Genomic DNA, 13,033 nt, shown 5'->3' with positions numbered 1-13,033 from the left:
CTTGTTCCACTTTAGATATTTGTTTAAGATGAGATGTAACTCATTGAAATGTGTCATCATATTCGTCGTCAGAAAACAAGTATTATGCCATTATTTCAATGAGTTATCTTTTTTGTCGTGTACAAAGAAATCACACAGATTATCCGAAATAAATTTTAACTTTATATATTTTAATAATAACCAGAGGGCTTGTACGGTGTTGAAAAAATTAGTCGTCATCATCGCTTTAATCTTACCTATAACGGCTTGTGAAAAAATTGGTGATTTCTTGATTGCAAAATTCGAATCAAGCCTACCAAGTGAGACAAGCTCACAGCGTACCAAGTCAGAAAAATTATTCGCAGCACTACACCAACCCCATCAAGACAGCTTTTTGGCATTGGTTGAAGAAAATGTTCGTGATGCGATGCTAGCAGATCCAGAGCTGTTTTCACGTATGAAAAAGCTGATTCCTGCAGGTCAACCTAGCGCTGAAGCGGAAGTGATTCAGCGAATGGCAAATACTCGGCTGGGAGAAGGTAAGACCACAACAATTGTGTATAAATATGATTATCCGCAAAAAGAATTGTATATGAGTGTGGTCTTTGCAGGTCATGATGGGGACGATAAAGTGAAAGGATTCTGGCTTGAAAACGCTGCAGAAAAAGAATCAGATGATTTGGTTACTGAGATCACTTCAGATGCAGATGATTTTGATATTCAAGTGGATGAGGCATCGACTGTGACGCCAACAGCATACAGTTAATTGGCGACAGAAAGCATTAAAATTTCAGACATGCTAAGAAGCAAAGCGTTCGAGTCTATGATGAATAGGTTTGAACGCATTTCGCTTGAGACCAGACATGTCTTACAGCACAAACAGTTTTATCTTTTGGCAAACTTTAAACGCCAGACAGCAAGACATAAAAAAATCAGTCCAATACTTGTGAGATAAAGCAGTTTTGGGATGACGATTACTGTAGGCACACCCATCTGATTGAGTTGAAGGAACATTTGAATGCCTTGGGTCGAAGGTAATGCTTGAGCGAGTATTTGCATCCATTCAGGCATAGCTGCATGTGGCCATGCCGTTCCCGAAAGTAGAAATAGCGGAATAGAACTAAAAACGATGACATGTCCTGCACGTTCTGGCAGGTCAAGAAAGGTGGCTAGATAGAGCGTCATCGCAATAATACAACTGAGGAAGATAGGCACAGCAATGAACATGCCCCAAAAATTTCCACCCCGTGGATAGTCATTCAGCCAAAAGGTAAAACCAAATAAATAGAAGCACCCCAAAGTTCCAATGGTCAAAATACACAAGAAAATGCCAGCTAATTGTGTATAGCTTGGACGCCATGTGGTGTTTTGTCGATAGGTCGCAATCAGCATGCACAGACCCAATAAAATCGTCTGATGAATAATTAAGGGTGCAACCGCTGGGAAAATATAGCTGCCATAGCCTGAAAGTGGATTAAATAATGGAATCTTATGGATCGACAAAGCGGGGCTAAAATCGGATATGTTCTGGAATTTTTCTGCATATTCGACGAGGGCATTTTCCATCGAACTGGCTAAACCTAAGCCAATTTTTTGCGTCTTTAGAAAATTTGCAGCACTGAGATATAGACCAATTCCACCGGTTTCACCACGGCGAATGCTATTTGAAAGATTACTCGGTAGCAGTAAAATCCCGTCAGCTTGCTGACTTCTGAGCATATTTTCAGCTTCAGCAAAATTACCAGTCACAGCTCGAATTTCTACATTGGGACTATTGGCTACAGCACCAATAATCGTATTGGAGAGTATGCTTTGTTCCTCATCCACCACAATAATGGGGAGCGATTCTGCGTGTTCCGCTTGATAAGCAATGGGATAAAAAAAACTGTAAAGAAAAACAGAAAGCACTAAGGTGGTAAAAATCGAACTGTGCTTTACAATATCTTTAAAGGTTTGAATATAGTGTCTGAGCAAAGTTGATAGAAATGACACGATTTTATTCATATGACTTGCTCGTTTAGTACTTTACGTAAAAAGAAACTGGCGAGAACAAAATAGAACAGACAGTAAATGATCAGGGTGACAAGCGGTGTGATTGAAATGGAGTTTGGGCTACCAATGACCCATTGTTCTGTTTGTAATTTGGCATAAGGCGTATAGGGAATAATATTGGCCCAGAATTTTGTAAACATCGGAGCGTTATTCAGCGGCAATGTTACCCCTGCAAAACTCAGTGATGAGCCACCATATACCGCAATAAAACCAAAAGATTTGGTGAGATCACGTGTCGCCAAAACTACAGTAGAACTGATAAAGGCATAGGCTGTATAAAAAAACAATTGCCCAAGCAAAATGAGCAGTAATGAACCCTGAACAAACCACCCTCGAAACACGATTAGCCAGAACATCCACGCCCATGTCCAAGCGGTAAAAATGAAAACATAACTGAGATTTTTAGCGATTAAAGCTTGAAAGACAGAAGTCGGTTTCACCCATTGATTTACAGTGCCATATTTGATTTCTTGACCGACTGAAAATGCGACACAGCAACACAGTAATAAATGCAGAATCGCAGGAATCATGTACAGCTCTAAATAGAACTCATAATTTAAACCTGGATTATATAAAGGTGAAATTTTGACATTGGGTGTCGGTGCATCGAGGTAGGGAATTATATTTTCTAAATACTGATGACCACTAAAATCGGCCATGGCTTGCAATGTACTTAGCAGCATGGCTGATGAAATACTATTGCCAACACTAAAATAGCTTTGGTTATAGGCAATGCTGATTTCTGCATCTTTTGCTTGAACCAGTCGTTGCTCTGCGCCAGCAGGAATATGAATATAGCCCCAAATGTGGGTTTGATTTAAAAGCTTTTCAGCATCGTCCATACTGGGTGTAATGGTGGCTACTTTTAACGTATGGTTGAGCTGCGCAAAGTGGGTGATGTTACGGCTTAAACTGCTTTGATCTTGGTCTATGATCGCGATGGGTAAATGATCTGGTTTGCCTTGAGCAAACATATTAGTAAAGAGCAAAATCACCAGGGCAGGGGCAAGTGTGACCATACACAAGTCCCATTTATGCTGCATCAAATAGCGAAACTCACGCAGAATGCCTCTAAACATTATTTACGCTCTTCAATTTTAAACAAAACGCTCATACCCACTTTTAAGTCAGCAATCGGCTGAGCGGGTTTCAGTTGGACTTTAAAACTACGAATGTCATAGCCGCCCGTTTGTCGCGTGGTTTTAATCGTTGCAAATTCACCTTCGGCTTCGATGTGATCAATTTTAAAATCGGCAGATTTGTTTAGCGCCGGTATAAATCCTTGCATGGTCTTGAGTTGATACACTTGAGCATACTGGTCTTCACGGACATTTAAGCTAATCCATAAGCTATCATCTTGAATCAGGCTTACAACGGGCACACCCATCGCAACTAATTCTGAAACTTTGCCATAGGTTTTTGAAATGGTGCCATTGGAGGGTGCAAACAATTTGGTTTCAGCCTCAAGTGCATTGGCTTCAGCCAACGCGGCTTGCGCAATCTTGACTTGGGCATCTGCCGAGCTTTGTTGTTGCGGTGTACTGCCACGTTTTGCACGCGCATATTGTTGATAAGACGCTTCTGTCATTTGTGCAGCAGACACTGCGGCAGCTTGCATTTCATCACGGCGTTGTCGTGAAATCACACCTTCTTTATAGAGGTTTTGACCACGTTGGTAGGTGGTTTGCGCCAATTGTTGCTGTGCTTTTAGACTTTGCCAATTGGCATATAAACTTTCAATATTTTCTTGTTGAGAGCCACGTTCAGCTGTGGATTGCAGTGCTTGCGCAGATTGAAGTGCAGCTAAAGCCTGTTGTTTCTTTGCATCGACTTCAGGGCTGGTTAAACGGACCAGCGCTTGACCTGCTTGTACTTTTTCACCGTCATGCACATATATTTCTTCGATACGGCTGGGTACTTTGGTACTAATGTGGATGGTTTCAGCCTCAACTCGACCTTGTAATTCAACCTGTTTGGGCTGATAACTTTTCCATAAGCCAAATGCAATCAATGCCAAAAGCAGAACCAAGACAATGCCAATCCCGAACTTGATCAAAGCAGGTTTATTACGACTTTGCACTGAGGTGTTTTTCGTCTCTGTATCGGTATTGGTCGCCACTTTTTCTTGAGTATCCTCAGCAGTATTTGCTGTAGATGAAATGTCTGAAGTCGAGACATTGGATTGGGATGTTTCAGCTTTCGCAGAGGCATCTTCTTGGTGATCAGTTGGTTCCTGATTCATATTGTTTCCCCTCGGCTAAACTTAGCGAATATAGTCGGTGTGTGATTGATTGATATAGCTTTGGAACTGGTCAATGCTCCCGTGACTTTGTAGCAGTGTTGCGAGTGACATCACGTATTTATAAGCATTAAGCGCCATTTCACTTTGTAGCCCGTTCAATGCATTTTGTGCATCAATGACTTGTGTGGCCGTACCCATATCTTCTTTAAATGAAAGCTGTTGAATTCTTAAATTTTCTTGAGCAGCTTTTAGGTTTTGCTGCAACAACAGGTGACTTTGCTGAGCGCTGGTGACTTCATTAAATGAGCTATAAATCAGGCTTTCAATTTCTTGTTTGGTACGCTCAGTCATTAACTCAGATGCATAGCGTTGAAGTTCAGCAGCTTGTACGGATTTGTTTTTATCAATACCTGAAAATAAGTTGTAGCGAGCGGCAACACCAACGATCCAATTTTGTTTATCGTCGAGACTATATTCACCAAAGGCAAAGACGTTGGGTTTTTTTGCTGCGCTTTGGGCTTTCACATTAGCACCAGCCAATTGACTGTCCAATTGCATTTTACGCACCAAACTAGACTGATCCTGATAACTTTTTAGTAAGGCGGTTATATTTTGATTGTGTTGCTGATTGATAAATAATGGCGTTGTAAGATCAGTAATTTGGCTGCTTTGCATTAAGTTGTTTAACTTAAATAAGCTAGAGCGGAGATTCGCTTCAGTATTTTGAAAAGTTCTGAGTGCATTATTCTTCGCCACTTCAAATTGCATACGCTGGCCTTTGCTAATAAAACCCTGTTGTTCCATTTTGAGCGCATTGGCATAGTGTTGTTGCATCGCATTTAAATTGAAGCGGCTGCTTTCGACTAATTTTTTTTGTAATTGAGCATTGAAGTAGGCTTGGATTAATTCAAAACGTTGCACATCTTGTTGTTGTTCACTGCTTATCGCGCTGCGTTTGGCTTGGATATTGGCAATTTCCTTGGCGTTAGACGTTAACCCACCGGTATACAGCGGCATCATTACGGAAACGGTAGGGCGGATCACTTGATCATCTAAGACCACTTGGGAAGAATCTGGAATTAATCCGACACCATCACGGATTGGCTGTTGCAGACTGTCTTTTAATGGGTCTGCCAAATCACTCGGTAAGCTTTTATCAATTTTATTATTAATGCCATTACTCAGCGTTTGTTCTAAGTTGTTTTTTAAGGCGCCGAGAGGAATATCGAGTTCATTATGAAAGGCATAGGCACGGACGTTTAAATCCACACGAGGTAAACCAAGGCCTTTAATGGCCTGAGCTTGAAGTTCGGCAGATTGTTGTAGCGCTTGGTTGGCCTGAGTGCTAAAAGAACTAGTGAGTAGACTTTGTTCTGCTTGGCTATAACTGATACTTTGCGCAAGTACTGTCGGGCTAAAAAAGCCACTGAAACAACCAAGGCCAAGCAGCAATCCTGAACGAAATGTATGTTTAATTTTTATAGAATAATCTGTTCGAGGTAGAGGCATAAAAACACACTCACAGCTAGGATGGGTTCATTATAGTCATTGTGATGAAGTTGGGTAAATTCACTAAGTTGTTGTATTGTTTCATATACATATGTAAATAAATTTTATCTTTGTAGCGCACGTCATTTTCGCACATCAAGACCTTAAATTAGCATCAATTCAAGGGATAAAAAATATCAGTAAATCTAATAATTTGAATTAATAAGAATTAATTTTGATCTTTATTGAAAATTTGACTTCAAATGTCAGACAGCATTGGAATATTTTCAGCTTTAACTACTGCAAGCACGCGTCAGATATGGTTAAATGCCATCATTTTATTGTGTTTCACTTTGAAAGGAAAACTCATGCGCGCGTACAACTTCTGTGCTGGTCCTGCTGCATTACCCACTGCCGTTTTAGAAAAAGCTCAAGCTGAAATGCTTGACTGGCAAGGCAAAGGCCTTTCGATCATGGAAATGAGCCACCGTAGTAAAGACTATGTCGCTGTGGCAGAGAAAGCAGAAGCTGATCTTCGTAAGCTGATGAATATTCCAGACAACTATAAAGTGTTATTCCTTCAAGGTGGCGCATCACTTCAATTCTCTGCGATCCCATTAAACCTATTGGGTAAAAACAGCAAAGCAGACTATATCCACACTGGTATTTGGTCTGAAAAAGCGTTGAAAGAAGCACAGCGTTATGGCGACATTAATGTTGTTGAAGCGGGTACGATCATTGACGGTAAACTTGCGATTACTGATCAAAGCACCTGGAACTTATCTGATGATGCGGCTTATGTGCATTATGCAGATAATGAAACTATTGGTGGTCTTCAGTTTGCCAACATTCCTGAAACGGACAAACCATTGGTTGCCGATTTTTCATCGAGCATTTTATCTGCACCATTAGACGTATCTAAGTTCGGTTTAATCTATGCAGGTGCTCAGAAAAATATTGGTCCTGCTGGTTTAACTTTGGTGATTATTCGTGATGATTTATTGGATCAAGCGAAAGCAGATATTCCAAGTATCTTGAAATATTCAGCTCAAGCGAAAAATGGTTCAATGGTGAATACACCTTCAACTTATGCATGGTACTTATCTGGCCTCGTTTTTGAATGGTTACTTGAGCAGGGCGGTGTAGACGCAATTTATAAAGCGAATATGGCAAAAGCTGAATTACTTTATGGTTATATTGATTCAAGCGATTTCTATGCAAATCCAATTGCAAAAGAATTCCGTTCAATCATGAACGTACCATTTACTTTGGCGAATCCAGAATTGGAAAAACAATTCTTGAAAGAAGCTGAAGAAAACCACTTGCTGAATTTAGCTGGTCACCGTTCAGTGGGTGGTATGCGTGCAAGTATTTATAATGCTGTTCCGCTAGAAGGCGTTCAAGCACTGGTTAACTTTATGGATGACTTTGCAAAACGCAACGCATAATCCTAAAGGCATAAAAAAACCGGCAAATGCCGGTTTTTTTATTGAATAGATTAAAAAATAAAAGTATGTAACACGTATGCACAAATCAGCATACCTAACATAAAAAATAAGCAGGACATTGGCTCGATTTGATATCGAGATTCCATGTGATGGTCAACTTGCGATAAGTTTTCTTCTTGCACGACTTTCATAGATATTCTTTCCGATCTATTTATCGTTAATTACTATTTCTTAAACGCATTTTTAACATAATTATTTGATTAAATAAAGTACTATCTGCCATAAACTTACTAAACTATTTAGTTTATTTAAAAATAAGCAACCGAATTGCTAAATTTAGTTTCATAAATTTCCTATCTTATTTATTTATATTAGATTTTTATATTTTATCTTTTGCAGATGGATTTATTTAGCAGCATTATTTTGAATTTAATATTGTGGATAAGTTATTTTAATTTGAATTTAAAAATAGAATAAATCGACTGGCTTGTGGATAAAAAATATTCAATCATTTAAATATTCAGCGAATACACATGATTAGCGAGAAGTAAAAAAACTGCCCAGAGGCAGTTTTTTTATTTGAAATAGGGTTTTTGAATTCAAATTAGGCAGATTTTGCGTAAATATTGGCTTGTATCCACAGGTTGCCACGAATATATTGCCCAACATTGAAATCTTTATGCGCCGGATTTCGTGTTGCAACACGAACAATCACCGCTTCTTGGTTTTCTTCGTGGATTAAGGTTACATCATACAGCGTATAGTCTTGCTCTTTAAATTGCATGGCAGTTTTGCCAACTATATGCCCTTGGAACCATGCTTCATCTTCTTGACCGAGGTTTTCACCATATAGGTATGCAACCATTTTAGAAAAATCGACGGTGACTGGCGCTTTGTCATCTTCAGACTTTGGTTGCCATGCTTTAATTTGTTCGTGTAAATCTGCAGGGGCAACACCATTATTTGCTGCCAAGATATCGTTTAAAGCACGATGATGTTTAATCGATGCAGGATCATCAACGACAAGCTGTTCATGTTCTGCGACAGCTTCGAGTTCATAGGCCCAAGCATTGAGTTGCACACTGTAGCTTGCATCTTTTTCATATTGGTCGTGATTGACGCTATATAAACTATCAAAAGCATACACACTGGTATTTGCGCCTAAGTCGAGGCAAAGCACTGCTTGTGTATTGGATTTACAGGTAATAATACGTTCAATGGTGGCTTTGGTTTTATATGGGCTATCAAAACTTGGAAATGCAGTTTTAACGGCTTTAGGTTTATTATTTTCTACCGCAATCACTTGGCACAGTTGAATCGACGCTTGTGATGGACCTTGAATCAGCCAGGTACTTTGATCCATATCAGATTCTTGTGCGCATAAGCCCATCGGCATAATGGGTGCATCTAATGCCTGACCCAGCCAAACTGGTACATCCGTTGTCGGGTTGCCTGTAAGCAAATTCCAATGTTCAACATGACTACCAAAAGTTTGATCTTCAATAGTGATAATTTCAGGGCTATTTTGTTTTTTCATATGCACAATTGATATTGGGTTGGTTTCATAATTAATAAATCGAGGGTTATTTGAAATTTTCAAGTCACCGACGTCATATTTATCATGAAATCATGCATAAAAAATGTTTTCAGTAGGATTTAAATGTAAAAGCATTGGAAAATAAGCCCAAGTTGGAGTCAATTTGCAGCTTTTCGATTCTCATGATTAGAGAAATGTAGATCCATTCAGCGGATGCAGATCCCCAAATTGTCATGTAGATTTGTTACTATGAGTCATGTTTAAAAGTGAATGGAAAATCAGTGCTGCCATTTAAATTATGGGTGGATGCAGATGCGTTACCACGCATTTTACGTGATGTAATTGTTCGGGCTTCTGATCGTTACCAGTTAGAAGTCACTTTTGTCGCCAATCAAAATGTTGGGATAACGCCGTCGGTGCGGATTAACTCGATTCAAGTCATGAGCGGGGCAGATGCAGCGGATAAAGAAATTATTCAGCGCATGAAAGAGCACGACATCGTAATGACACAGGATATTCCACTTGCTGCTGAAGTGATTGAGCGGGGCGGTATAGCGATACATCCACGCGGTGAGATTTATACCACAGCAAATGTCAAAGCACGTCTACACTTGCGCGACTTTATGGATACATTACGGGGCGCAGGTGTGCAAACCGGTGGTCCAGCACCGATTTCTGAACGAGATAAGCGCGAATTTTCTAGTAGCTTAGATCAAACCATTCAAAAGCAAAAACGAAAAACGGCGCAGAAGTAAAAACCATGCCATCTAAAACAAATCTAGCGACCACCTATGCGTTGTTGGTCTTTATTTGGTCGACCACGCCACTTGCCATCGTTTGGAGTGTCAGTGATATCAATGCGTTTTGGGCACTGACATTACGCTTTTTTATCGCATTACCCTTGGCTGTCGCATTATTGTTTATTTTTAAACATAAACTGCCGATGGATAAAAACTCGCTGCACAGTTATTTGGCGGGGGCGTTTAGTTTTATTGGTTCTCAGATTTTTACCTATATGGCAACGGCCTATCTCAGCTCAGGCATTATTGCCCTGATGTTTGGTTTGGCACCAATTATGACGGGTCTGATCGGTCGTTTCTTCTTTCATACCTATCTGCATCGCTTGCAATGGATGGGGATGTTGATTGCCGTCTGTGGTTTAGCCATTATTTGCTTAGGCGGCAGTGATCAGCACGTACAGCCTGTTGGCATCGTCTTAATGTTAATGAGCGTATTCGTCTACTGTATGTCGATTTTTTGGGTGAAAAAAGTCAATGCACCTTTGCAGCCCATGTCTCAAGCCACAGGTTCGATTCTTATCTCTGCACTATTTTCTGCCGCGATGCTACCGTTTATATGGCAGTATGCACCGACACAGATGCCTTCAACTAAAGCGCTCATTGGCTTATTTTATGCAGTGATTATGGCTTCATTGATTGCAATGTTTTGTTATTTCAAACTGGTACAAAACATCAAGGCGACAACTTTGTCTTTAACAACGGTACTCACACCCATGCTTGCTATGCTCTTTGGTGCTTTACTGAATGATGAAAAATTATCATTGATGGTTTTACTTGGTGCTGTGATTCTATTATCAGGCTTGTTTGTTTATTTTTATAAAGATTTTCGGGCGAACAGAGAGCTCGCCCACAAATTAAAACATTGATTAAAAATCACTCTTTGTTTTGGGTCAGTGCGATACACTCTGCAAGTTTGACGCGGTCTTGAGGGAGCAGTGTGATAAAATAGGCACCCGTACGGTATAAGTTGCTTTCTTCTTCACGGCTATAAACCACTTGCGCAGTTGCCGCAATATGGAAAAAATTTTCAGGGTGGCTTAAGGTGAGGTGGATATAAGTACCTTCTTTGATTGGACGTTCACTGAAAAAACTTAATCCTGTTTCTGAAAAATTGACATGTTCAGGCACTGGTAACATGCTTTGTACAATTGCGTCGTATAAAGAACCCGTAATAAGGTTTAACTTTTGGTTAAATAAGGATAAGATTCGAGCAATTTGTTGATCTTTCTCAGCTAATTGTTCTAATTCGTAGTTGAGTGCATGATCAAATTGATCTAATTCAGCAAGTAGTAGAAAATAGCGCGGCAATACAAAATTAGGATCGTAAGGATCATTCAGTGCAACATCATCAGAGATAATCTGATAGTTGATGCGCAAAGCAGCATCGATACGCGACATTACACGGCGTTCAGTTTGAACGCTTTGATGCTGTAAGTTTTCCATAATATATATTACCTCGGACTAGATGGTTATGTTTAAACCAATCTCGCTGTATATAGGGTTGAGATACACTCGCGCTCGGCGCAGTAACCACTTTATTTCTTTTATTGCTCTGGTATCCATGATCGGCCTCACGCTTGGTGTGGCAGTCCTTATTACAGTTTTATCTGTGATGAATGGTTTCGATCGTGAGCTGAAAACTCGTGTCTTAGGAATGATACCTCAAGCCACTGTTTCTTCAACACAAATTTTAACAAATTGGCCTGAACTTGCAAAAAAAATTGAGCAGCATGAGCATGTTCAAGGTGTCGCACCATTCACCCAATTACAGGGAATGTTGACGGCACAAGGTCAAGTGTCTGGCATTATGGTCAGTGGGATTGAACCGCAGTATGAAAAAAAGGTATCAATTATCCAAGACCATATGGTGGAAGGCAGTATCGATAACCTGAAAAAAGGTGAGTTTGGTATTGTCCTTGGCAAGCAAATGACAGATGCCTTAGGTTTAGGCTTGAATGACAGTGTGACCTTAGTGCTTCCTGAAGCAACACCTTCTCCGGCTGGCGTTGTTCCGCGTTTTAAACGATTTAAAATTGTGGGTATTTTCAGTATTGGTGCGGAAGTTGATTCGATGATGGGCTATGTGGCCCTGAACGATGCGTCGACTTTATTAAGACTGCCAGATGGTGCACAAGGCATCCGTATGAAGTTGGATGATATTTTTGCAGCACCACAAGTCTCTCAAGAAATTGTGCGTGATTTACCTGCAAACTTCTATGCTTCAGATTGGACTTATACACACGGCAACCTATTTAGTGCGATTCAAATGGAAAAGGCAATGGTAAGTTTATTGCTGTTCCTGATTGTATTGGTTGCAGCATTTAATATCGTGTCTTCATTGGTGATGGTGGTCACTGATAAAAAATCCGATATTGCCATTTTGCGTACACTAGGCGCTTCACCGGCTACAATCACACGGATCTTCATGGTGCAAGGTACAGTGATTGGGGTGATTGGTACGGTGTCTGGGGCAATTTTAGGGATTATCGCTGCATCTAGTATTAGTAATTTTGTTGGTTGGTTGAATACAACACTGGGCTTAAATATGTTTGATGCTTACTTCATCAACTATTTACCGTCTTATTTAAGATGGCAAGATGTTGTGGTGATTGTGTCCTTATCATTGGGTCTTAGCTTTATCGCGACTATTTATCCGGCTTTACGTGCAGCTAAAGTTCAACCTGCAGAGGCTCTACGCTATGAGTAATTTAGTTTTAGATGCCCAAAACATTACCAAATCTTTTACTGATGGTAAGTCTACAGTCGATGTAATTCGCGGACTTTCATTACAAGTCAAAGCAGGTGAGTTTGTTTCAATTGTTGGTTCAAGTGGCTCTGGTAAAAGTACGTTGTTGCATGTATTGGGTGGCTTGGATCGTCCAACATCGGGTCAAGTGTTGATTAATGGTCAACGCTTTGACACTTTAGGTGAAGCAGAGCGTGGATATATCCGTAATGAGCATTTGGGTTTTGTGTACCAATTCCATCACTTGTTGCCTGAATTTACCGCGTTTGAAAATGTGGCGATGCCATTAATGTTACGTAAGTCGAGTAATTTCAAAGAAGTCAAGCAGCAAGCTGAATACCTGTTGGAACGTGTTGGACTTTCGCATCGTATGACGCACAAACCGGGTGAGCTTTCAGGCGGTGAACGTCAACGTGTGGCTTTGGCTCGTGCATTGGTAGCAAAACCTAAGTTGATGATGGCTGATGAGCCAACAGGGAACTTAGACCGCAAAACCGCAGTAAAGATTTTTGAGTTGCTATCTGAGTTGCGTAAAGAATTTAACATGGCCATGTTAATCGTGACCCATGATGAATATTTAGCTCAATCTGCTGATGCGATTTTGCATATGCAAGATGGTTTATGGGTAGATGACTAAGCGCTAAATTGATTTTGTAAAAAATTAGTGGATTAAGATTGTTTGATTGAAGCTCACCTCGGTGGGCTTTATTATTGCCAGCACATAATAAAAATAATGAAGAC

Annotated in this window: 12 protein-coding genes; 6 read left to right on the top strand and 6 right to left on the bottom strand. The window is 40.2% G+C overall.

What is annotated here, in order from left to right:
- The first annotated feature begins 196 nt into the window (after positions 1-196).
- Positions 197-745 (top strand): hypothetical protein, encoded by a 549-nt coding sequence (locus FTT85_RS11295; protein ID WP_180183572.1) that lies wholly within the window; start codon positions 197-199, stop codon positions 743-745.
- Between the two features lie 119 nt (positions 746-864).
- Here FTT85_RS11295 and FTT85_RS11290 read toward each other — a convergent pair whose 3' ends face one another.
- The 4 genes from FTT85_RS11290 to FTT85_RS11275 all read right to left on the bottom strand — a co-directional run bounded on the left by FTT85_RS11290 (position 865) and on the right by FTT85_RS11275 (position 5,782).
- Positions 865-1,983: an ABC transporter permease gene (locus tag FTT85_RS11290; protein WP_180183571.1), complete on the bottom strand. Its 1,119-nt coding sequence runs from the start codon at positions 1,981-1,983 to the stop codon at positions 865-867.
- Entirely contained in the window at positions 1,980-3,110 is a 1,131-nt protein-coding gene (locus FTT85_RS11285) for an ABC transporter permease (protein ID WP_180183570.1), read from the bottom strand. Before FTT85_RS11285 ends, FTT85_RS11290 begins: the two co-directional genes overlap by 4 nt.
- The gene (locus FTT85_RS11280; protein WP_373886888.1) at positions 3,110-4,192 is read right to left on the bottom strand and encodes an HlyD family secretion protein; all 1,083 of its coding nucleotides are present in this window, start codon (positions 4,190-4,192) and stop codon (positions 3,110-3,112) included. Before FTT85_RS11280 ends, FTT85_RS11285 begins: the two co-directional genes overlap by 1 nt.
- 102 nt (positions 4,193-4,294) lie before the next feature.
- Positions 4,295-5,782 (bottom strand): TolC family protein, encoded by a 1,488-nt coding sequence (locus FTT85_RS11275; protein WP_180183568.1) that lies wholly within the window; start codon positions 5,780-5,782, stop codon positions 4,295-4,297.
- 347 nt (positions 5,783-6,129) lie between these two features.
- Between FTT85_RS11275 and serC the strand changes: the two genes are divergently transcribed.
- On the top strand, positions 6,130-7,209 hold the full coding sequence (serC, locus tag FTT85_RS11270) for a 3-phosphoserine/phosphohydroxythreonine transaminase (protein WP_180117482.1): 1,080 nt from the start codon (positions 6,130-6,132) through the stop codon (positions 7,207-7,209).
- Between the two features lie 604 nt (positions 7,210-7,813).
- On the opposite strand, the gene FTT85_RS11265 is transcribed toward serC, so the two are convergent.
- Positions 7,814-8,746 carry a hypothetical protein gene (locus FTT85_RS11265; protein WP_180009976.1) on the bottom strand — a complete coding sequence of 311 codons (933 nt, stop codon included), beginning with the start codon at positions 8,744-8,746 and terminating at the stop codon, positions 7,814-7,816.
- A gap of 266 nt (positions 8,747-9,012) precedes the next feature.
- Between FTT85_RS11265 and FTT85_RS11260 the strand changes: the two genes are divergently transcribed.
- Entirely contained in the window at positions 9,013-9,501 is a 489-nt protein-coding gene (locus FTT85_RS11260) for a YaiI/YqxD family protein (RefSeq protein WP_373683441.1), read from the top strand.
- Positions 9,502-9,506: 5 nt separating this feature from the next.
- Positions 9,507-10,412, top strand: coding sequence for a DMT family transporter (locus FTT85_RS11255; RefSeq protein WP_180009975.1), 906 nt, complete (start codon positions 9,507-9,509; stop codon positions 10,410-10,412).
- Between the two features lie 7 nt (positions 10,413-10,419).
- Here FTT85_RS11255 and FTT85_RS11250 read toward each other — a convergent pair whose 3' ends face one another.
- Positions 10,420-10,989: a PilZ domain-containing protein gene (locus FTT85_RS11250; RefSeq protein ID WP_180117560.1), complete on the bottom strand. Its 570-nt coding sequence runs from the start codon at positions 10,987-10,989 to the stop codon at positions 10,420-10,422.
- A gap of 28 nt (positions 10,990-11,017) precedes the next feature.
- Here FTT85_RS11250 and FTT85_RS11245 point away from each other — a divergent pair, with 28 nt between their 5' ends.
- Both FTT85_RS11245 and lolD read left to right on the top strand, forming a co-directional pair.
- Positions 11,018-12,253 carry a lipoprotein-releasing ABC transporter permease subunit gene (locus FTT85_RS11245; protein ID WP_111883936.1) on the top strand — a complete coding sequence of 412 codons (1,236 nt, stop codon included), beginning with the start codon at positions 11,018-11,020 and terminating at the stop codon, positions 12,251-12,253.
- Entirely contained in the window at positions 12,246-12,929 is a 684-nt protein-coding gene (lolD, locus tag FTT85_RS11240; RefSeq protein ID WP_111883937.1) for a lipoprotein-releasing ABC transporter ATP-binding protein LolD, read from the top strand. The genes FTT85_RS11245 and lolD overlap by 8 nt, the downstream gene beginning before the upstream one ends.
- Positions 12,930-13,033: the final 104 nt, after the last annotated feature.

Source organism: Acinetobacter sp. YH01020 (assembly GCF_013420275.1).
GTDB lineage: Bacteria > Pseudomonadota > Gammaproteobacteria > Pseudomonadales > Moraxellaceae > Acinetobacter > Acinetobacter amyesii.
This window is presented reverse-complemented; position numbering and strand designations above follow the sequence as displayed.